Here is a 20,726-nt window from a genome sequence, read left to right as displayed (position 1 = left end):
TGATTCGTAGAAGCTCAGCTGCGCCGAATCGCGGATCACGGATCACGGATCACGGGTTTACGGAGTAAACCAAGATGGCTCAGTTCACCCTTCCGCAGAACTCGAAGATCGACAAGTCCGCCGGCAAGACCTTCCAGGCACCGGCGGGGGCGAAGGACGTCAAGACCTTCAAGATCTACCGCTACGATCCGGAGACCGGCGCCAATCCGCGCGTCGATACCTACGAAGTGGACATGGCGGCGTGCGGGCCGATGGTCCTCGACGCGCTGATCAAGATCAAGAACGAAGTCGATCCGACGCTGACCTTCCGCCGTTCGTGCCGCGAGGGCATCTGCGGTTCGTGCGCGATGAACATCGATGGCACCAACACGCTCGCCTGCATCAAGCCCTGCGACGAGATCAAGGGCGACGCCAAGGTCTATCCGCTGCCGCACATGCCGGTGGTCAAGGACCTGGTGCCGGACATGACGCACTTCTACGCGCAGCTGGCGTCGATCGAGCCGTGGCTGAAGACCGACTCGCCGGCGCCGACGCGCGAGCGCCTGCAGTCGGAAGAGGACCGTGCCAAGCTCGACGGCCTCTACGAATGCATCCTCTGCGCCTGCTGCTCGACCTCGTGCCCGAGCTACTGGTGGAATTCCGACCGCTACCTCGGTCCGGCGATCCTGCTGCAGGCCTACCGCTGGCTGGTCGATTCGCGCGACGAGGCCACCGGCGAGCGCCTCGACGCGCTGGAAGACCCGTTCAAGCTGTACCGCTGCCACACGATCATGAACTGCGCGAAGACCTGCCCCAAGGGGCTGAATCCGGCCAAGGCCATCGCCGGCATCAAGCAGATGATCGTCGAGAGAACGGTCTGAGCACCGTGGTGTCCCGTTTCCCGTGACGGCGGGGCCGTGCATGGAGTCTTCCACTCCGCAGACTGGAACGTCGCAACCGGACACTCCGCCAGCAGCCGACGGGCGCCTGCGCTGGCTGTTGCGCCGCGGCATGAAGGAACTCGACGTGCTGATGGAGCGCTACTACGCGGCGCGTTTCCACGCGGCGCCGGCGGCAGAGAAAGCGGAGTTCCTGCGCCTGATCACGCTGGCCGAGGATCCGGACATCTGGGCCTGGGTCATGGGCTACGAAACGCCGCCCGACGAATACCTCGCCATTGTCGAACAGCTTCGTATCCACCGTTGATCTGAGTCCGCGCCCATCGATGCGCGCGCTGCGCTGGGCATTCGTGCTGCATCTGATCGGTTTCGCGTTGCTGCTGGCCGCGCAGCCGCCGATGTTGCCGATGCTGGCCTGTGTGCTCGGGCTCGCCGGGTCGTGGGTCTGGGTGCGGCGTCATCGGGCACTGGGGTTCGGACCGCGGGCATGGACGCGCATGGTCTGGCACGCCGAGGGTGGATGGACCCTGCACCGCGCGGATGGGGCACAAGCCCAGGCCGAACTGATGCCCGATTCGATCGTGCATCCGGCGCTGCTCGTCCTGCGATTCCGGCTCCAGGATGGCGCTTCCACGGCGCGCGCGCTGCTCGGCGACGAACTGCCGCCGGAACTGCTGCGGCGTTTGCGCGCACGCTTGTCCGCAGAGTAGCCGGCGCGTCCGCGCAGATCGCAGAAACCCCTTGTTTTGAAAGTCCGGGCCACGGATGGCCCGGGCTCGTGCAGGATGCACAAAAAGAGGGGGAACGGCTTGCGCCGTTCCCCAGTTGACGGGCGCTTGCGCGCCCTGTCAGGCGCTCGGTGCGGTGGTCAGAATCGGTAACCGACGTTGATGCCGTAAACCAGTGGATCGATCTCGACGGTGGTCTTGACGGCGCCGTTGCCGATGTCGGCGTCCGTGTCGATGTCGATGTAGCGCAGATCGGCGCCAACCACCCATTTCGGCGCGACGGCGAAATCGACGCCGATCTGGCCGGCCAGGCCGAAGGAATTGTCCAGATCCAGCGCCGTGCCGTCGTCGAGCTTGGTGTCCCAGAACATCGTGTAATTGACGCCCAGCGCGACATACGGGTCGATGCGGCCGCCCGGCGCGAAGTGGTACTGCAGCGACACCGTCGGCGGCAGGTGCGTGGCCGAGCCGATCTTGTCGCCGTTGGCCGTCAGGTCATGCTTGAACGGCAGGGCCGCGAGGATGTCGAGCGCCAGGTGTGGCGTGAAGTACCAGTCGATGTTGAAGGTCGGCCCGAGCCTGCTATCGACGCTGACGCCGATGTCGGTGTTGTCCGACTTGGGATCGACGTTGTGGGCGCCGACGCGCACCAGCAGTGGGCTGTCGGCGGCGAAGGCTGAGCCGGTGCCCAACACAGCGGCGGCAGCCAGAGCGGCGAGGGTGGATCCTGTACGTTTCATGTGCTGCTTCTCCGATCACGATATCGCTCGATATCGGACGCAGATGATCGGAGCCGGCCCGAGGGCCAGAACTGATCCGCGTCAATGCGATGACGGCCGGATACGAAATCAGCCGCGGCCGGGCAGCACGGTCGGCCGGGCCTCGGGCAGCAGATTCGGATAGTCCAGCGTGTAATGCAGGCCGCGGCTCTCACGCCGGCTCATCGCCGAGCGCACGATCAGATCGGCCACGGTGACCAGGTTGCGCAGTTCGATCAGGTCGGCGCTGATGCGATAGTTGCCGTAATAGTCCTGGATCTCCTGCTTGAGCAGCTCGATGCGGTGCAGCGCGCGTTCGAGGCGCTTGGTCGTGCGCACGATGCCGACGTAGTCCCACATGAAGGTGCGCAGCTCCAGCCAGTTGTGCGCAACGACGACGTCCTCGTCGGAATCGCGCACACGGCTTTCGTCCCACGCAGCGAGCGGACCCGGCGGCGGGCGCCCCGGCAGCGTCTCGATCAGGTCGTTGGCCGCGGCCTCGGCGAACACCAGGCATTCGAGCAGGGAGTTCGACGCGAGGCGGTTGGCGCCATGCAGGCCGGTGCAGGCGACCTCGCCGATCGCGTACAGGCCATCGACGTCGGTGCGCGCGGCGAGATCGGTCAACACGCCGCCGCAGGTGAAGTGCGCCGACGGCACCACCGGGATCGGCTCGCGCGTGATGTCGATGCCCAGCTCCAGGCAGCGCGCGTGGATGCTCGGGAAGTGGCTGCGAATGAACTCGGCCGGCTTGTGCGTGATGTCGAGCAAAACGTGCTTGAGGCCCAGCCGCTTCATCTCGTAGTCGATCGCGCGCGCCACGACATCGCGCGGCGCCAGTTCGCCGCGCTCGTCGAAGCGCGGCATGAAACGCTCGCCGGGCCGTCCGTCGCCGTCGGGCAGGCGCAGCACCGCGCCTTCGCCGCGCAAGGCCTCGCTGATCAGGAAATTGCGCGCCTCGGGGTGATACAGGCAGGTCGGGTGGAACTGCATGAACTCCATGTTGGCGATGCGGCAGCCGGCGCGCCAGGCCATTGCGATGCCATCACCGGAGGCGCCGTGCGGGTTGCTGGAGTACAGATAGACCTGGTTGGCGCCGCCGGTGGCCAGCACGACGGCGCGCGCCGCCAGCGCCTGCACACCCCCATGATGGACGTCGAGCAGGTAGGCGCCGACGACGCGGTTGGCGGCGCGATCGACGATCAGATCGACGGCGAGCCGGTCCTCCAGCACGCGGATGCGCGGATGCGTGGCGGCGAGTCCGGACAGCGTCGTTTCCACGGCGCGGCCGGTGGCGTCGGCGGCATGGACCACGCGGCGATGACTGTGGCCGCCTTCGCGGGTCAGGTGCAGGCCGTTGCCCACCGGATCATCCTCGTCACGCGTGAACTCGACGCCCTGACCGATCAGCCAGCGCACGCAGTCCGGCCCGCGCTCGACGGCGTGGCGCACGGCCCGTTCGTCGCACAGGCCGGCGCCGGCGACGAGGGTGTCGTGTACATGGCTCTCCACCGAATCGCCGGCATCGAGCACCGCCGAGATACCGCCCTGCGCCCATAGCGTGCTGCCGCTGCTCAGCGCGCCCTTGGACACCAGCGTGACCGCGATGCCGGCCTGCGCGAGCCGCAGCGCGCAGGACAGGCCGGCCGCGCCGCTGCCGATCAGCAGCACGTCGGTGCTCGATGCGCTCGGGGGATTCATGTCGCGGGTCACGGTATTGCTAGAATGTCCTGATTGCCGGGCCGGCCTTGTCGCCGGCTCATTTTCCAAGTGTAACCGTGCCGTCACGCTTCAGCGTGGTCGCTCCAGATGCCCGACAACTCGATCGATGAACAGCTGGTGCTCCGCGCCCAGGCCGGCGATCAGCGCGCCTTCGAACTGTTGGTGCGCAAGTACCAGCACAAGATCATCCAGCTGGTCGGCCGTCTCGTCGGCGAGGCCGACGCGCCCGACGTCGCCCAGGAAACCTTCGTGCGCGCATGGCGCGCGCTGCCCGGCTTTCGCGGTCAGTCGGCGTTCTACACGTGGGTGTATCGCATCGGCATCAACACGGCGAAGAACCACCTCGTTTCGCGCGGCAGGCGCCCGGCGGAGCAGGACATCGACATCGCCGATGCCGAACTTTACGGCCACACCGAACATCTAAGCGACGTTGCCACGCCGGAAGCCCAGCTGTTGAGCGAGGAGATCCGGCACAGGGTGGAGCACACGATCCAGACCTTGCCGCCGGATCTGCGCAAGGCCATCACGCTGCGCGAGCTGGACGGGCTGTCCTACGAGGAGATCGCCGAGGCGATGGATTGTCCGATCGGTACCGTGCGCTCGCGGATCTTCCGCGCCCGCGAGGCCATAGATACCGCGCTGCGCCCCCTGCTCGACTGACGACGGAACGCAGATGGAACTTTTTGACGCTCTCGTGGTTCTGCTTTTATCGCCTGCCGCAAGGTGTCCCGATGGCTAAAGACTCGCTTTCCGCGCTGCTCGACGGCGAATGTACCGCCAGCGAGCTGGACCGCATCCTCGACGAGCTCGATCGTTCCGACGAACTCAAGGCCAGCTGGACCCGCTTGTGCATGGCGCGCGATGTGCTGGAAGGCGTCCGCATCCGCAGGCCTGCGGCCGACCTGTGTACCGGGGTCATGGCGCGACTCGACGAGCGGCCGGCGTCGGTCACTGGCCGCGTCACGCCGCTGGTGCGGCCGCGGGCGCGGACCTACTGGAAGCCGCTGGCCGGGCTCGCCGCCGCTGCCTCGGTCGCGGCGATTGCCGTCAGCCTCAACCTGCGTCCCGCCGAGTCTGGCGGATCGCCCAGTTTTCTGGGCGTGCCGCAGGTTGCCGGCGAGGTCTCCCTGCCGCCCGCCCAGCGGCGCCCGCGCGAGCTGTTGTCGGTCGCGCTGGACAGCGACGCCGCCGCGCAGGCGCGGCGCGGCACGATTCCGGACGAACTGCGCGACTACCTGATCGAGCACAGCAACACGCTGGCCAACCGCGGCATGGGTGCGACCCTGTCCTATGCGCGCTTCGCCGCGCACAGCGTCAGCGAACCGGCGGCGATGCCGGTGTCCGCCGAGCTGTCCGGGGAGCCGCGCTGATGCGCCTGGTGCGTCTGGCCTGGGGTTGCCTGATCGGTGCCGCGGCTTGTGCGCCGGCACTGGGGGCGGAACCGGCGGACCTGCTGGTGCGCATGAGCGAGGCCGCGCGCAGTGCGAATTACCAGGGTGTGATCGTCTATCGCACCCAGGACCGTCTGGAAACACTGCGCGTCATTCACGGCTTCGAGGATGGCGTGGAGATGGAGCGCGTGCAGGCGCTCGACGGCACGCCGCGCGAGGTGCTCAAGCGCGACGGCCGGGTGATCTGCCTGTTGCCCAAGGACCGGCGCGTGACCGTGGACCGCACCACGCCGAAGGGATTGTTCCCGGAACTGAGCGCCGAGCGCGTCGCGCAAATCGCCCAGGTGTACGAGTTCCAGGAGCTCGGTTCGGCCCGCGTCGCGGGCCGCAGCTGCCGGGGCCTGGCGATCACGCCGCGCGACGATTTCCGCTACGGCTACCACATCTGTGCGGACAGCGAGACCGACGTGCCGCTGCAGGTCAACCTGATCGCGCGCGATGGCCAGCTGCTCGAGCAGATGAAGTTCACCGAAGTCGAGTTCCCGCCCTCGATTCCGGCGCAGGCGTTCCGGTCCGGTCTGGACCCGGCGGCCGAGCCGTCGTCCGAGCCGGTGCCGGCCGCGGCCGGACCGCTGGCGGGTCCGGTCGTCGGACCGCTGCCCTGGCAGTTCCGCAAGCTGCCCCCGGGGTTCCGTGTGACCATGCGCGAGCTGCGCCCGACCGCCGACGGCAAGGGTATCGTCGAGCACGTCCTGTTGAGTGACGGTCTTTCGGCGGTCTCGGTCTTCAGCGCCCGCCGCGAGGTGCCGGTGCAGGGCTTCCAGGGCCAGTCGAGCATGGGCGCGGTGCACGCGTTCGGACGGCTGATCGGCCGGGTCCATGTCACCGTGGTCGGCGAGGCGCCGCCGCAGACGGTGCGCATGATCGGCGAGAACCTGCCGGCCGACGAGGCGGTAGTCGCGCCGCAGCCCTTGATCGGCCCGCTGCCGGCGGACGGCGAGCGCCCCGCGCCGTGATCGAGGAGCGCGCGATCGTCGTGCGGGTCTGCGACGGCCGGATCTGGGTCCGGGCCTTCGGGCCTGAGTCCTGCCCGCGCTGTGCGCAGGGCCGCGGCTGCGGCGGCGGCGTGCTCGCGCGCCTGGTCGGCCGCAGTCGGCCACAGGTCCGGGTCGAAGGGTCTCTGCAGGATCTTCGCTGCGGCGACGCGGTCATCGTCGGCGTGGACGAAGCGGCGCTGATGCGCGCATCGCTGTGGGTTTATCTGGTCCCGCTGGCCGGCATGTTCGCGGCGGGGGCCTTCGCCCATCTGGTGCTGCAGGCACACGACCTGCTCGTCGCCGGTTTCGGCCTGGCCGGCCTGGCCGGAGGGTTCGCGGCCGCGCGCGTGGCCAGCCGCGATGCGGAAACATCGCCGCGCTACCGGCCGGTGCTGCTGCGCAGGGACGCGCACGCCGGCGCGGCCTGCGCACGTTCCGCACAAGCCTGAGGTCACCGGCGCCGGCCGGCGCCCCGTTTGAAATTCGGGCGCGAATCCATTGAAATTCGCGGCACTTCTGTCCGCCCGCATCCACGGCTGGAGCCGTACATGCCGTCCGTCGTCCGCTTGCTGCCGTGCCTGGCCGTCGCGTTCCTGCCGCTGCTGTCGTCGTGCGGCCGGAGCGCGCCGCCGTCCTCGGCGTCCTATCCCGATTTCGCGGATCTGGTCGAGCAGGTGTCGCCGGCCGTCGTCAACATCAGCACGGTGCCGGCCGAGACGCCGCCGGCCGAGGGCGCGGAACCGTCGGTGCCCGATGGGCTGGACGAGGCGCCCGAATGGTTCCGCAAGTTCTTCGAGCAGCAGCAGGAGGACGAGCCCGCCGATGGCGACGAGTTCTTCCCCGACCAGCAGTCCCTGGGCTCCGGCTTCATCCTCTGGGACGACGGTTACATCCTGACCAACTACCACGTGATCCGCGGTGCGCGCGAGGTCATCGTGCGCCTGCTCGACCGGCGCCAGTTCAACGCCCAGCTGGTCGGCAGCGACGAGGCCAGCGACCTGGCGCTGCTGCGCATCGACGCCAAGGATCTGCCGGTCGTCAAGATCGGCCAATCGCTGAAGCTGCGGCCGGGGCAGTGGGTGCTGGCGATCGGCTCGCCGTTCGGTTTCGACTATTCGGTGACCGCCGGCATCGTCTCGGCCAAGGGGCGGGCCCTGGTGACCGAGCAGTACGTGCCGTTCATCCAGACCGACGTCGCCATCAATCCGGGCAACTCGGGTGGGCCGCTGTTCAATCTCGCCGGCGAAGTGGTGGGCGTGAATTCGCAGATCTATTCGCAGTCCGGCGGCTACATGGGCGTGTCGTTCGCGATCCCGATCGACATCGCCGCCAAGGTCGCCCGCCAGCTGCGCGACACCGGCGTGGTCACGCGTGGCTGGCTCGGCGTGGTTGTCCAGGAGGTCGATCGCGATCTCGCCCGGCAGTTCGGCATGGCCAAGGCCGAAGGCGCGCTGATCGCGCGCGTGCTGGCCGACAGCCCGGCGGCGCGCGCCGGGCTGCGCGAGGGCGACGTGATCCTGCGTTACAACGGCGAGCCGCTGCCCAGTTCGAGGGGCTTGCCGCACATGGTCGGCATCACCGATCCGGGCGAGATCGCGACGCTGGACGTGATGCGTGACGGCAAGGAGATCCGCTTCAAGGTGGAGGTCGGCACGCTGCGCGCCGAGCAGCCCACGGCGACGCCGGCGCAGCCGCCGGCGAGGCGCCTGGGCATGAGGGTGCGTGCCTTGAGCGCGGACGAGCGCCGGGCGGCGCAGATCGTCGGCGGCGGCGTCCTCGTCACGGAGGTCGGCGAGGGGCCGGCGGCACGGGCCGGCGTGCGCAGCGGCGATATCCTGATCCAGCTCGCCGGCCAGGTGGTGGACAGCCCGGCGCGCTTCGACGAGGTGGCCGCGCGGTTGACGCCCGGGCAGACCATCGCCGTGCTGGTCCAGCGCGGCGGCGCACCGATGTTTCTCGCGCTCGACGTGCCGCCGGTCGCGGAGAAGTGACGCGACGGTGAAGACCTATCTGCTGCTGGGCCGCGACGGCTGCCACCTGTGCGAGTCCTTCGAGGAGGCCTTGCGTACCCACCCGGCCACGGCCGCCTGGCGCATCGAACACGCCTGCGTCGATGAGCGCGCCGAGTGGCGCATGCGCTTCGGGCGGCGCATCCCGGTGCTGCTCGACGAGCGCGGCGAGGTGGTCGCCGAGGGGCACTTCGATCCCGATCGGATCGGTGCCGCGAGCGGCTAAGACGCTATACTTCGCCACTTCGCTCCAGCTTCTGTCCCCGGCGGCGCCGTTCCTGGCGCCGCTTTTCAATGCAAGCACTATCCGCCGTGCGTCAGGATCACATCCGCAACTTCTGCATCATTGCCCACATCGACCACGGCAAATCGACGCTGGCGGATCGTTTCATCCAGCTCACCGGCGGCCTCGAGCAGCGCGAGATGACGCAGCAGGTGCTCGACAACAATCCGATCGAGCGCGAGCGCGGCATCACGATCAAGGCGCAGGCCGTGCAGCTGCACTACCGCGCCAGGGACGGCGAGCTCTACCAGTTCAACCTGATCGACACGCCGGGACACGTCGATTTCTCCTACGAGGTGTCGCGCTCGCTGGCGGCCTGCGAGGGCGCGCTGCTGGTCGTCGATGCCTCGCAGGGCGTCGAGGCACAGTCGGTGGCGAACTGCTACACCGCGCTCGAACAGAACCTCGAAGTGCTGACGGTGCTCAACAAGATCGACCTGCAGAACGCCGAGCCGGAGCGGGTCTGCGAGGAGGTCGAGCAGATCATCGGCATCCCGGCGCTCGATGCACTGCGCATCTCGGCCAAGACCGGGCTGAACGTGCCGGAAGTGCTCGAAGCGGTGGTGCACAAGCTGCCTGCGCCCAAGGGGGACCCGGCGGGCCGCCTGCAGGCACTGATCATCGATTCCTGGTTCGACAACTACCTGGGCGTGGTCTCGCTGGTGCGCATCGTCAACGGTTCGCTGAAGAAGGGCGAGAAGATCCGCGTGATGTCCACCGGCCGTGATTACGAGGTCGGCATGCTCGGTGTGCACACGCCCAAGCGCGTGTTCAAGGAGCAGCTGGAATGCGGCGAGGTCGGTTTCGTCGTCGCCGGCATCAAGGACATATTCGGTGCGCCGGTCGGCGACACCCTGACGCTCGCGGCAAGGCCCTGCGACACGCCGGTCCCCGGATTCCGCCAGGTGCAGCCGCGCGTGTTCGCCGGCATGTTCCCGGTCGATGCCGACGACTTCGAGGACTTCCGCGAGTCGCTGCAGAAACTGCGGCTCAACGACTCGGCCCTGCAGTTCGAGCCGGAGAACTCCACCGCGCTGGGCTTCGGCTTCCGCATCGGCTTCCTCGGCATGCTGCACATGGACATCGTGCAGGAGCGGCTGGAGCGCGAATACAACCTCAACCTGATCACCACCGCGCCATCGGTGGTCTACGAGATCCTCAAGACCGACGGCGAGGTCGTGCGCATCGACAATCCTTCCGACCTGCCGGAGCCGGGCTCGATCGACGAGATCCGCGAGCCGATCATCAATGCGCGCATCCTGATGCCGCCGGACTACGTCGGTACGGTGATGCAGCTGTGCATGGAAAAGCGCGGTGTGCAGAAGAACCTGCGCTATCTCGGCTCGCAGGTGCAGATGGAAGTCGAGATGCCGCTCGCCGAGGTCGTGCTCGACTTCTTCGACCGCCTCAAGAGCGTGTCGCGCGGTTTCGCGTCCTTCGAATACGAGTTCGTGCGCTTCCAGGCCGCCGACCTGGTCAAGCTCGACGTGCTGGTCAACGGCGACAGGGTCGATGCGCTGGCCAGCATCGTGCACCGCGACGCCGCGTACACGCGCGGCCGCGACCTGTGCGAGCGCATGCAGGAAGTGATCCACCGGCAGATGTTCGACATCGCCATCCAGGCGGCGATCGGCTCGAAGATCATCGCGCGCACGACGGTCAAGGCGCTGCGCAAGGATGTTCTGGCGAAGTGCTACGGCGGCGACGTCAGCCGCAAGCGCAAGCTGCTGGAGAAGCAGAAGGAAGGCAAGAAGCGCATGAAGGCGGTCGGCAACGTCGAGATCCCGCAGGAGGCCTTCCTCGCGGTGCTCGGCGTCGATCGCAAGAAGTGATGCGCCGGCGGGGTAACGGGGCAGAGGAATGACGGACTTTCACATCGACTTCGCGGTGATTCTCACGGCGCTGACGCTGGTCACCGGCGTGGTCTGGGCGCTGGACCGGTGGCTCCTGGCACCGCGCCGCGCACAGCGCATCGACGGCGCCAAGCCGGGCGCGTTCGTCGAGTTCTGCAACTCCTTCTTCCCGGTCATCTTCATCGTGCTGGTGCTGCGCTCGTTCGTCGCCGAGCCGTTCCGCATTCCGTCCGGCTCGATGATCCCGACATTGCTGGTCGGGGATTTCATCCTGGTCAACAAGTTCACGTTCGGGCTGCGTGACCCGGTGTTCCACTACAAGTTCCTCAAGGCCGGGGAACCGCAGCGCGGCGACGTCGTCGTGTTCCGCTGGCCGGTCGATCCGAGCAAGGACTTCATCAAGCGCATCGTCGGCCTGCCCGGCGACCGCATCGCCTACCGCGACAAGCAGCTGTTCGTGAACGGCGAGCCGGCGCCGTTGCAGCCGGCCGGCGTCTATACCGCACCGGGGCTGCCGCCGCCGGGCGTGGTCTATCGCCTGACCGAGAACCTGACCGGCGTCGAGCATCACGTGCTGGTCAATCCTGCGCGGCGCCCGGACGACTTCGAGTTCGTCGTCCCACCGGGGGAGTACTTCGCGATGGGCGACAACCGCGACGGTTCGGACGACAGCCGCCGTTGGGGTACAGTTCCGGAGCGGAATCTCGTCGGCAAGGCCTTCATGATCTGGATGTCGTGGGACAGCGCCGAGACCCGCATCGATTTTTCGCGCATCGGCAAACGGATCAAGTAGGGCTGAAAGGTGGTACGGACCAAAGGAGCGATCATGCGCATGCGGAGCCGTCAACGCGGTCTGGGCTGGTTTGGGATGCTGTTCGTGCTCGGTGTGATCGCCCTGGCGGCGATCCTCGTGGTGAAGTGCCTGCCGATCTATCTGAATCAGATGGCGGTCGCGCGCGCCGTGTACAAAGTCGCCGCCGATCCGGAGAGCGGCCGTTCCGAGCCGGGCCAGCTGCGCAACGCGTTGAAGCGTTACTGGGACATCGAGGACATCAAGTATCTCGAACCGGCCGACGTCAAGGTCAAGCGCACCCAGTCCGGCCGTTTCCTGAGCTACGAATACGAAGCGCGCGAGCACTTGTTCTACAACATCTCGATCGTCATCGAGTTCGCGGACGACGTGCCGCTCGCCAACGCGCAGTCTTGAGCGATCCGCTCGACAGTCTGCAGGCACGCCTGGGCCACCGCTTCGCCGATCCCGAGCTGCTCGATCGCGCCCTGTCGCACCGCAGCCTGGGCGGACGCAACAACGAGCGCCTGGAATTCCTCGGCGATGCGCTGCTCAACTTCGTCGCCGCGGACACGCTCTACGCGGACAAGCCGGGGGCCGAGGAGGGCGCCCTGTCGCGCCTGCGTGCCGGCCTGGTGCGCGAGGAATCCCTGGCGCGTCTGGCACGTGAGCTGCGGCTGGGCGAGGTGATCCGCCTCGGCGAAAGCGAGCTGAAGTCGGGCGGCTTCCGCCGCGATTCGATCCTCGCCGATGCCGTCGAAGCGCTGCTCGGTGCGGTGTATCTCGACGCCGGTTTCGCCAAAGCGCGGACGGTCTGCCGGAACCTGCTGCAGCCGCTGCTGGCCGAACTCCCCGAGGCCGAGCAGCTCAAGGACGCCAAGACGCGCCTGCAGGAATGGCTGCAGGCGCGTGCGCGTCCGCTACCGCGTTACGAGGTCTTGGAGGAACAAGGGCCCCCGCATGCGCGGCGTTTCCGGGTGCGCTGCTCGCTGACCGACGGCGACGTGCATGCCGATGCCCAGGCGTCGAGCCGGCGCGGCGCCGAGCAACAGGCGGCGCAGGCGATGCTGGCGCAGCTCGAAGACGGCCATGCGTAGCGGCATCGTCACCATCGCCGGCCGGCCGAACGTCGGCAAGTCCTCGTTGCTCAACGCGCTGGTCGGACGCAAGGTCAGTATCGTCTCGCACAAGCCGCAGACGACGCGGCATCGCATCCAGGGCGTGCTGCATCGGGGCGAGGACCAGATCGTCTTCGTCGATACGCCCGGCCTGCACCGCCAGCAGAAGCGCGCGCTCAACCGCGTGATGAACGAAGCGGCCGCCTCGGCGCTGCGCGACGTCGATCTGGTGCTGTTCGTCGTCGAGGCCGGTCGCTGGACCGAAGAGGATCAGGCCGTGTTCGAGCGTCTGGCGCGCGGCACCACCCCGGTCGGCCTGATCGTCAACAAGATCGACCAGCTCAAGGACCGCGCCGAGTTGCTGCCGGTGCTGCACAAGCTCGCGGCGATGCGCCCGTACGCGTTCGTCGTGCCGGTCTCGGCGCTGCGCCGCGACAACCTGGACCCGCTAGTGGACGAGATCCTCGCCCAGCTGCCGGAAGGCCCGGCCCTGTATCCGCCAGGCCAGGTCGTCGCCCACGGCGACGATTTCACAGTCGCCGAGGTCGTGCGTGAAAAGCTGATCCGCAACCTGCACGAGGAGCTGCCCTACGCACTCACGGTGGAAGTCGAGCACTACGAGCGGGACGAGGACATCGACCGCGTCAGTGCGATCGTCTGGGTCGAGCGGGAAGGGCAGAAGAAAATCGTCATCGGCGAGAACGGTGCGACGCTCAAGAAGGTCGGCACCGCAGCGCGGCGCGAGCTGGAACGCCAGTTCGGGCGCAAGGTGTTTCTCAAGCTGTGGTGCAAGGTGCGCGAGAACTGGAGCGACGACCCCAAGGCATTGCGACGGTTCGGCCTGACACCGGACGACTGAGTTCGCGGCGGCGATGCGCGCGCAGGTGCAGTTGGAGCCGGCCTATCTGCTGGCGCAGCGTCCCTACCGGGAGAGCAGTGCGTTGCTCGAAGTCTTCACGCCGGCGCAGGGACGGGTCGGCCTGGTGGCCCGCGGCGCGCGCGGTCCGAAGTCGCGGCTGCGCGGTGTCCTGCAGCCGTTCGCGCCGTTGATGCTTTCCTGGTATAGCGGTGGTGAGCTGGGCACCCTGCGTGCGGCGGAGGCGCGGTCCGCCCCCGTCGTGCTCACGGGTGAACGGGTGTTCTTCGGCTGGTACCTCAATGAGCTGTTGATGCGCCTGGTGCCGCGGCAGGATCCGCACCCGGCGCTGTTCGCGCTCTATGAGGCGGTGTTGGCCTGCCTGACGGGTTCCGCCGGCGAGGCGGAGGGTGGCTTGCGGCTGTTCGAGAAGCGTCTGCTCGCCGAGATCGGCTATGGACTGCGCTTTCCACGGCATCTCGATGCGGCCGCGCACTACCGGCTCGATGCCGACGGCGGTTTCGTCATCGCCAGCGAGGGCTACAGCGGGTCCTGCCTGAGCGCGCTGCGCGACGAGCGCTTCGACGATCCCGCATTGCGCGGCGAACTGCGCCGCGTCCTGCGCGAATCGATCCGGCGTCAGCTCGGCGGGCGCGAACTGGAGTCGGCGGCGTTGCTGCGGCGCATGCGCCGTGACGGCGCGTGATTCCCGGACGCGCTTTGGGCTATCGTGCGCCGTCACGACCGTCTGGAGACCGCATCGCAATGCCGCGTCCCGTGCAAGCTCGCCCTGCAGCGATCCGCCTGGGGGTCAATGTCGATCACGTCGCCACCGTACGCCAGGCGCGCGGGACCGATTACCCCGATCCGGTCGAAGCCGGACTGCTGGCTGCGGCAGCTGGGGCGCACAGCATCACGATCCATCTGCGCGAGGACCGGCGCCACATCCAGGAGCACGACGTCCGTCGCCTGAAATCGCGCTGTCCGGTGCCGGTCAACCTGGAGATGGCCGTCACCGAGGACATGGTGGCCTTCGCCTGCCGCGTCAAGCCGCAGTGTGCCTGCCTCGTGCCCGAGCGGCGTCAGGAGCTGACCACCGAGGGCGGACTCGACGTCGCCGGCCACGAGGCCGAGATCTCGGCCGCATGCCGGCGGCTGGCGCGTGCCGGCATCGCCGTTGCGCTGTTCATCGATCCGGAGCCGGCGCAACTCAAGGCCGCGCTGCGCACCGGTGCCCCGCACATCGAGATCCACACCGGTGCCTATGCCGAGGCGCGCGGTGCGCGGCAGCAGCGCGAACGGGCGCGCATCGCGCGCTTCGCGGCGCAGGCGCACGCGGCCGGTCTGGAAGTGCACGCCGGGCACGGGCTGAATCTGGACAACGTCGCGTCGATCGCGCGCATCGCACCGATCGTCGAGCTCAACATCGGTCACAGCATCATCGCGCGCGCCCTGTTCGTCGGCCTGCCAGCGGCCGTGGCCGAGATGCGCCGGGCGATGACCGACGCGCGCGGATGGTGAAGTCACCCGCTGCGGCCGCCACCGCGGCGATCTACGGCGTGGGCGTGGACATCCTGCGCGTCGAGCGCATGCAGAAGCTGCTCGATCGCCATGGTCGCCGCGTGCTGACCAGGCTGCTGTGCGCGGCCGAACTGCGCGAGGTGCGCGCACGCGCCAACACCGCGCGTGCCCTCGCCATGTGTTTCGCCGCCAAGGAGGCCTTCGTCAAGGCGCTCGGCACCGGCTTCTCCGGTGTCGGTTACAAGGACGCCGGCGTGGTGCGCGAGAGCAGTGGGCGGCCGCGCCTGGTGTTCAGCCGCCGGATGCGGACCCGCATGAGGGCGCTGGGGATCGGCGCTGCTCATGTGTCGCTGAGCGACGACGGCGGCGTGGTGTGCGCCTATGTCGTGCTCGAACGCGGCGCGACATCGTAGCGCCTTCCTCTACTTCGCCCGGATCGCTTCGAGGGTGTCGCCGACCGCGCGGCGCACGTTGTCGAGTTCGCGCTGGCTGCGCGTGGCGGCGTGCAGCGTGTTCGCGTCGCGCAGCCAGTCCTCCAGAGCCGATGCGGTCTGGCGCAGCCGCGCGAGGTGATAGAACGCCGCAGTGCCGCGCAGGGTGTGGGCGGCGTCGCGGGCAGCGGCGAGATTGCGCGACTCGACTGCGTGTTCGAGATCGCGGAGCTGCTGAGGCAGTTCGGTGGTCAGCAGTGCGAGCAGTTCCGGATCGCTGGTGAGCCGGGCCGCAGCCGGTTCCGGACCGGACAGTCCCGGATCGATGCTGCGCAGCAGCTCGCGTTCATCGAAGGGCTTGATCAGGATCGCATCGGCGCCCGCCTTGAGAAAGGCTGCGCGCTCGTCGGGCTCCAGGTGCGCGCTGACGGCGACGATGCGGCAGCGCGGGCCGCCTGCGGAGCTGGCCCGGATCTCCCGCGCGCAGCCGGGACCATCGAGCCCGGGCATGCGTGCATCGAGCAGCGCGATCTGCGGACGCTCGCGGCGCCAGGTCTCCAGGGCGCTGCGGCCATCGCTGGCCTCGAGGGTGTCCAGCCCGAGGCGGCGACAGACTTCGACCAGGTAACGGCGGTTCACGGCGTTGTTGTCGGCGACCAGGGCGCGGCGCCCGGCCAGCGGCGGCGCCGCCAGCGACGGTCCGCGGCTGACCAGGCGCAGGATCTCGTCGTGCAGGCGCTGGCGTCCGATCGACTTGGGATGGCAGGCGGCGGCGCCGGCCCTGCGCAGCTCGTCGTGCACCGGCAATGCGGCGGAAGCCACCAGCGCGAGGAGTGGCGGCTGCTGCTGTGCGCAGGCCGCCAGGATCGCGGCGAACGACGGCAGACTCCGATCGCCCGGTTTGAGCCCGACGATGACCAGCTCGGGCAGCGCCGTCGGATCGGACGCGCGCAGCGCCGCGGCCAGGTCGTCGGCGTTGGCGAAGCTGCGTACGCGGATGCCCCAGAATTCGAGCCAGTGCACCAGCGACAGGCGTGTGGTCGCGTGCGCCTCGAACAGCCAGGCACGCTTGTCGGCGAGCTGCGGATCATGGCTCGGCAGGCTGCCGGACCCGGCCGTGAGCTTGCACGGCACCAGGACGGTGAAGGTCGAGCCCTTGCCGGGCGCGCTGTCCACCCCGATCTCGCCGCCCATCAGCTCGACCAGCTTGCGCGTGATCGACAGTCCCAGGCCGCTGCCGCCGCCCTGCGGACGTCCGACCTGACGGAACGGCTGAAACAGCCGTTTCTGCTGTTCCAGATCGATGCCGATGCCGGTGTCGGTCACCGAGAAGCGCAACCAGGTGCGCCCGGCCTCCTCGCGCTCGCGCATCACGCGCAGCACCACCTCGCCGCGCTCGGTGAACTTGATCGCGTTGAACAACAGGTTGGTGAGGATCTGCCGCAGGCGCTGCGCGTCGCCGCGCACCTGGGCGGGCACGTCGTGATACACGATGCGGATCAGCTCCAGCTCCTTCTCGTAGGCCAGCGGTGCGAGCAGCGCGCAGGTGTCCTCGACGGTATCGATGACATCGACCGTCTCCTCGTTGAGCAGCAGGCGGCCGGCCTCGATCCGGGTCCAGTCGAGCAGGTCGTTGATCATCGTCAGCAGCGAGCGTGCCGACTTCTCCAGTGTGTCGAGCTGCTGCAGCTGCTCGGGGTCGAGGCCGGAGCGTCGCAGCAGGTCGGCATAGCCGAGGATGCCGGTCAGTGGCGTGCGCAGCTCGTGCGACAGGCTCGACAGCATCTCGCTCTGTGCACGCGCTTCCTCCTGCGCCCGCGCGGCGGCGCCGCGCAGCGCCCGGTTCTGGGCCGCGAGAGCGTCGCGTTCCTCGCGCAGGCGCCGGGTCTGTTCGGCGACGCCGGCGTCGAGCTGGGTGGAAAGCCGCGCCAGTTCGGCGCCGACGCGGTTGACGAGCCGGGCCAGTTCGCCATAGCGGCCGCGCAACGCGTCCGGCAGGCGGTTGTCGCTGCGTCCCTGCGCGAGCGCACGCAGTCCCAGCATGAGCGTCGAGTGGTCCGCCACCATGCGGCGCAGCAGCCAGACGGCCAGGCACAGTCCGCCGACACCGGCGACCAGCGCGCCGATCTGCCAGCGCCGCGGCAGCTCGGCGCCGAGGACGAGCGGCAGACTGCCCAGCGCCGCGCACGACAGCCCCAGCAGCAGTAGCCCGCTGCCGCCGGGTGGCCAGCGCCGCAGCCGGCCGATGCGCGGCGCATCATCCGTGCTGTCGGCCCGTTCCCTCACCTTGTCCCGTCCATGCGCTGCGAAACCTGCTCGGAAAATTGGCGATAATTGCGCCGATGACTTACCCCACGCTCGCCGACTTTATCGGCAACACGCCCCTGGTCCAACTGCGCCGCCTGCCGGGCATCGGCCGCAATACGCTGCTGGTGAAGCTGGAGGGCAACAATCCGGCCGGTTCGGTCAAGGATCGCCCGGCGTATTCGATGATCCGGCGCGCCGAGGAGCGCGGCGAGATCCGGCCGGGCGACGTGCTGATCGAGGCCACCAGCGGCAATACCGGCATCGCGCTGGCGATGGCGGCGGCGGTGAAGGGCTACCGGCTGATCCTGATCATGCCCGAGCACCTGTCGGTCGAACGCCGCGCGGTGATGAAGGCCTTCGGCGCCGAGCTGATCCTGGTGACGCAGAAGGAGGGCATGGAGGGCGCGCGCGATCTCGCGCTGCAGATGCAGGCGCAGGGCAAGGGCAGGGTGCTCGACCAGTTCGCCAACCCGGACAACCCGCGCGCGCACTACGAGGGCACTGCGCCGGAGATCTGGCGCGCGACCGACGGCCGCATCACGCATTTCGTCTCGTCGATGGGCACGACCGGCACGATCATGGGCTGCTCGCGCTATTTCAAGGAACAGAATCCCGGGGTGCAGATCGTCGGCGTGCAGCCGGACGGGGAGTCCTCGATTCCCGGCATCCGCAAGTGGCCGGAGGCCTATCTGCCGAAGATCTTCGAGCGTCAGCGCGTCGATCGCGTCATCGAAGTCAGCGCGGGCGATGCCGAGGACACGATGCGCCTGGCCGGCCGCGTCGAGGGCCTGTTCTGCGGGCCGAGTTCCGGGGGCGCGCTGTGGGCGGCGCTGCAGATCTGCCGCGAGGTCGAGGACGCGACCATCGTCAGCGTCGTCTGCGACCGTGGCGACCGCTACATCTCGACCGGCGTGTTCCCGGCCTGAGGCGTCCATGTCGCTGCGCGATCCGATCCTCGTCTTCGACATCGAAACCGTGCCCGACCTCGATGGCGGGCGACGCCTGCTCGGCCTGGACGGCATGAACGACGCCGAAGTCGCCACGGCGATGAAGACCCTGCGCCTGGCCGAGCGCGGCAACGATTTCATGCCGGCGCACCTGCAGCGCGTGGTCGCGATCTCCGTGGCCCTGCGTCAGGGCGAAAGTTTCAAGGTCTGGTCGATCGGCGACGAGGATGCCGGCGAGGGCGAGCTGGTGCAGCGCTTCTTCGACGGCGTCGAGAAGTACCGCCCGGTGCTGGTGTCGTGGAACGGCGGCGGCTTCGACCTGCCGGTGCTGCACTACCGTGGCCTGATCCATGGCTGCGTCGCGCCGAAGTACTGGGACACCGGCCATTTCGACCGCGAGGCGAAGTGGGACAACTACCTGGGCCGTTACCAGTTCCGCCACACCGACCTGATGGACGTGCTGGCGCTCTACGGCGGGCGCAACAACGCACCGCTGCACGAGATCGCGCTGCTGCTGGGCTTTCCCGGCAAGCTGGGCATGGACGGCTCGAAGGTGTTCGAAGCCTTCTGCGCCGGGCGTCTGCGCGACATCCGCGCCTACTGTGAAACCGACGTACTCAACACCTACCTGGTCTATCTGCGCTTCGAGCTGATGCGCGGCCGCCTCACGCACGAGAGTCACGCGCAGGAAGAGCAGCGCGTGCGGGCGTTCCTCGATAACAGCGACGCGCCGCACTGGGCCGAGTTCCTCGACGGCTGGGCCGGGGGATGAGGCGACGCAAGCCCCCGCCCGCCGGCGAGTTCGCCGCCGAGATCGTCGATTTCGATCACGAGGGTCGTGGCGTCGCGCGCATCGCCGGCAAGGCGACCTTCATCGCCGATGCGCTGCCCGGCGAGCGCGTGCGCTTCAGGTACCTGCGCACGTCGAAGGATGCGGACGAAGGCCAGTGCGTCGCCGTCGAGCTGGCCAGCCCGCACCGCGTCGCGCCGCGCTGCGCACACTTCGGGGTCTGCGGCGGCTGCTCGATGCAGCATCTTGCGCCGGATCAGCAGATCGCGTTCAAGCAGAAGCAGCTGCTCGACCAGCTCGCGCGCATCGGCCGGGTCGCACCCGACGAGATCGCGGCGCCGCTGGTCGGTGACGATCCCGGTGATGTCTGGGGCTACCGCCGCCGTGCGCGCCTGGGCGCGAAGATGGTGCCGAAGAAGGGCGGCGTGCTCGTCGGCTTCCGCGAGCGCGAGTCGAGCTTTCTGGCCGCGCTCGAGCGTTGCGAGGTGCTCGATCCACGGGTCGGCGAGAAGCTGCGCGCACTCGGCGAGCTGATCGCGCGGCTGTCGATCCGCAACCGCGTGCCACAGATCGAGATCGCCTGCGCCGACGCCGTGGCGCTGGTGTTCCGCGTGCTGGAGACGCCCAGTGCGGCGGACCGCGAGCTGCTGGCCGAGTTCGGCGCGCGCGAGGGTTTCGACATCTACCTGCAGACCGGCGGGCCGGACAGCATCCGGGCCTTGGGCGAGGCACGCCCGCTCGAGTATTCGCCGGACGGTTCGGCACTGCGCCTGCGTTTCGAGCCCAGCGACTTCATCCAGGTCAACGGTCGCATCAGCCAGCGCACCGTCAAACAGGCGCTGGACTGGCTGGAACTCGCGCCGGGTGATCGCGTGCTGGAGCTGTTCTGCGGCCTGGGCAACTTCTCGCTGCCGCTCGCGCAGCGCGGCGCCCGGGTCATCGCCGTCGAAGGCGAGGCGGGCCTGGTCCGGCGCGCGCGGGAGAACGCCTTGCGCAACGGCCTCGATGCGCGGTTCGAGAAGGCGGATCTGTTCAATGCGAGCGCCGATGCGCCGTGGCTGCAGGCGGAGTTCGACAAGGTCCTGCTCGACCCGCCGCGTGCCGGCGCGCGCGAGATCCTGCCGGTGGTCGCCACGCGCAAGCCGCAGCGGGTGGTCTATGTGTCCTGTCATCCCGGCACGCTGGCGCGCGACGCCGGCCTGCTGGTGCACGAGCACGGCTACCGGCTGGCACGCGCCGGCGTGATGGACATGTTTCCGCACACCAGCCATGTCGAGAGCATGGCGCTGTTCGTGCGCGGGGCCTGA

Annotated in this window: 23 protein-coding genes; 20 read left to right on the top strand and 3 right to left on the bottom strand. The window is 68.6% G+C overall.

Annotated features, from left to right (window positions below):
* Positions 1–74: 74 nt before the first annotated feature.
* From AAG565_RS00640 to AAG565_RS00630, 3 genes are read left to right on the top strand one after another with little or no spacing between them, the layout of a single operon-like run.
* Positions 75–860, top strand: a complete 786-nt coding sequence (locus AAG565_RS00640) for a succinate dehydrogenase iron-sulfur subunit (protein ID WP_348817597.1) — start codon at positions 75–77, stop codon at positions 858–860.
* A gap of 40 nt (positions 861–900) precedes the next feature.
* The gene (locus AAG565_RS00635) at positions 901–1,185 is read left to right on the top strand and encodes a succinate dehydrogenase assembly factor 2 (protein WP_348817596.1); all 285 of its coding nucleotides are present in this window, start codon (positions 901–903) and stop codon (positions 1,183–1,185) included.
* On the top strand, positions 1,157–1,588 hold the full coding sequence (locus tag AAG565_RS00630; RefSeq protein WP_348817595.1) for a protein YgfX: 432 nt from the start codon (positions 1,157–1,159) through the stop codon (positions 1,586–1,588). Before AAG565_RS00635 ends, AAG565_RS00630 begins: the two co-directional genes overlap by 29 nt.
* A gap of 158 nt (positions 1,589–1,746) precedes the next feature.
* Here the strand turns inward: AAG565_RS00630 and AAG565_RS00625 are convergent, their stop codons facing one another.
* Positions 1,747–2,346 (bottom strand): OmpW family outer membrane protein, encoded by a 600-nt coding sequence (locus tag AAG565_RS00625; RefSeq protein WP_348817594.1) that lies wholly within the window; start codon positions 2,344–2,346, stop codon positions 1,747–1,749.
* A gap of 108 nt (positions 2,347–2,454) precedes the next feature.
* A complete protein-coding gene (gene nadB, locus AAG565_RS00620; RefSeq protein WP_348817593.1) occupies positions 2,455–4,065 on the bottom strand; it encodes an L-aspartate oxidase in 1,611 nt (536 codons plus the stop codon).
* A gap of 108 nt (positions 4,066–4,173) precedes the next feature.
* Here nadB and rpoE point away from each other — a divergent pair, with 108 nt between their 5' ends.
* The 14 genes from rpoE to acpS all read left to right on the top strand — a co-directional run bounded on the left by rpoE (position 4,174) and on the right by acpS (position 15,357).
* A complete protein-coding gene (gene rpoE / locus AAG565_RS00615) occupies positions 4,174–4,746 on the top strand; it encodes an RNA polymerase sigma factor RpoE (protein ID WP_348817592.1) in 573 nt (190 codons plus the stop codon).
* A 71-nt stretch (positions 4,747–4,817) separates the two neighbouring features.
* Complete coding sequence (locus AAG565_RS00610) at positions 4,818–5,456, top strand: sigma-E factor negative regulatory protein (RefSeq protein ID WP_348817591.1); 639 nt, start codon at positions 4,818–4,820, stop codon at positions 5,454–5,456.
* On the top strand, positions 5,456–6,493 hold the full coding sequence (locus tag AAG565_RS00605; protein WP_348817590.1) for a MucB/RseB C-terminal domain-containing protein: 1,038 nt from the start codon (positions 5,456–5,458) through the stop codon (positions 6,491–6,493). The genes AAG565_RS00610 and AAG565_RS00605 overlap by 1 nt, the downstream gene beginning before the upstream one ends.
* On the top strand, positions 6,490–6,963 hold the full coding sequence (locus tag AAG565_RS00600) for a SoxR reducing system RseC family protein (RefSeq protein ID WP_348817589.1): 474 nt from the start codon (positions 6,490–6,492) through the stop codon (positions 6,961–6,963). The genes AAG565_RS00605 and AAG565_RS00600 overlap by 4 nt, the downstream gene beginning before the upstream one ends.
* A gap of 99 nt (positions 6,964–7,062) precedes the next feature.
* Positions 7,063–8,505, top strand: coding sequence for a DegQ family serine endoprotease (locus AAG565_RS00595; protein WP_348817588.1), 1,443 nt, complete (start codon positions 7,063–7,065; stop codon positions 8,503–8,505).
* A 7-nt stretch (positions 8,506–8,512) separates the two neighbouring features.
* Positions 8,513–8,749 (top strand): glutaredoxin family protein, encoded by a 237-nt coding sequence (locus AAG565_RS00590; RefSeq protein ID WP_348817587.1) that lies wholly within the window; start codon positions 8,513–8,515, stop codon positions 8,747–8,749.
* A gap of 68 nt (positions 8,750–8,817) precedes the next feature.
* Positions 8,818–10,638, top strand: a complete 1,821-nt coding sequence (lepA, locus tag AAG565_RS00585; protein WP_348817586.1) for a translation elongation factor 4 — start codon at positions 8,818–8,820, stop codon at positions 10,636–10,638.
* A 28-nt stretch (positions 10,639–10,666) separates the two neighbouring features.
* On the top strand, positions 10,667–11,452 hold the full coding sequence (gene lepB, locus AAG565_RS00580) for a signal peptidase I (RefSeq protein ID WP_348817585.1): 786 nt from the start codon (positions 10,667–10,669) through the stop codon (positions 11,450–11,452).
* 33 nt (positions 11,453–11,485) lie between these two features.
* Positions 11,486–11,866, top strand: coding sequence for a DUF4845 domain-containing protein (locus AAG565_RS00575; RefSeq protein ID WP_348817584.1), 381 nt, complete (start codon positions 11,486–11,488; stop codon positions 11,864–11,866).
* Positions 11,863–12,546: a ribonuclease III gene (rnc, locus tag AAG565_RS00570; protein ID WP_348817583.1), complete on the top strand. Its 684-nt coding sequence runs from the start codon at positions 11,863–11,865 to the stop codon at positions 12,544–12,546. The genes AAG565_RS00575 and rnc overlap by 4 nt, the downstream gene beginning before the upstream one ends.
* A complete protein-coding gene (gene era / locus AAG565_RS00565; RefSeq protein ID WP_348817582.1) occupies positions 12,539–13,426 on the top strand; it encodes a GTPase Era in 888 nt (295 codons plus the stop codon). Before rnc ends, era begins: the two co-directional genes overlap by 8 nt.
* Positions 13,427–13,439: 13 nt before the next feature.
* A complete protein-coding gene (gene recO / locus AAG565_RS00560; RefSeq protein WP_348817581.1) occupies positions 13,440–14,129 on the top strand; it encodes a DNA repair protein RecO in 690 nt (229 codons plus the stop codon).
* Between the two features lie 71 nt (positions 14,130–14,200).
* The gene (pdxJ, locus tag AAG565_RS00555) at positions 14,201–14,944 is read left to right on the top strand and encodes a pyridoxine 5'-phosphate synthase (protein WP_348817580.1); all 744 of its coding nucleotides are present in this window, start codon (positions 14,201–14,203) and stop codon (positions 14,942–14,944) included.
* Complete coding sequence (acpS, locus tag AAG565_RS00550; protein WP_348817579.1) at positions 14,938–15,357, top strand: holo-ACP synthase; 420 nt, start codon at positions 14,938–14,940, stop codon at positions 15,355–15,357. Before pdxJ ends, acpS begins: the two co-directional genes overlap by 7 nt.
* A 9-nt stretch (positions 15,358–15,366) precedes the next feature.
* On the opposite strand, the gene AAG565_RS00545 is transcribed toward acpS, so the two are convergent.
* Positions 15,367–17,661 (bottom strand): ATP-binding protein, encoded by a 2,295-nt coding sequence (locus tag AAG565_RS00545; protein WP_348817578.1) that lies wholly within the window; start codon positions 17,659–17,661, stop codon positions 15,367–15,369.
* A gap of 56 nt (positions 17,662–17,717) precedes the next feature.
* Between AAG565_RS00545 and cysM the strand changes: the two genes are divergently transcribed.
* Genes cysM through rlmD form a run of 3 tightly spaced genes read left to right on the top strand, consistent with a single transcriptional unit; the run spans position 17,718 to position 20,726 of the window.
* Positions 17,718–18,608: a cysteine synthase CysM gene (gene cysM, locus AAG565_RS00540; RefSeq protein WP_348817577.1), complete on the top strand. Its 891-nt coding sequence runs from the start codon at positions 17,718–17,720 to the stop codon at positions 18,606–18,608.
* Positions 18,609–18,615: 7 nt separating this feature from the next.
* On the top strand, positions 18,616–19,401 hold the full coding sequence (locus AAG565_RS00535) for a 3'-5' exonuclease (protein WP_348817576.1): 786 nt from the start codon (positions 18,616–18,618) through the stop codon (positions 19,399–19,401).
* Positions 19,398–20,726, top strand: a complete 1,329-nt coding sequence (gene rlmD / locus AAG565_RS00530; protein WP_348817575.1) for a 23S rRNA (uracil(1939)-C(5))-methyltransferase RlmD — start codon at positions 19,398–19,400, stop codon at positions 20,724–20,726. Before AAG565_RS00535 ends, rlmD begins: the two co-directional genes overlap by 4 nt.

This window comes from Fontimonas sp. SYSU GA230001 (assembly GCF_040066175.1).
Lineage (GTDB): Bacteria > Pseudomonadota > Gammaproteobacteria > Nevskiales > Nevskiaceae > Solimonas.
This window is presented reverse-complemented; position numbering and strand designations above follow the sequence as displayed.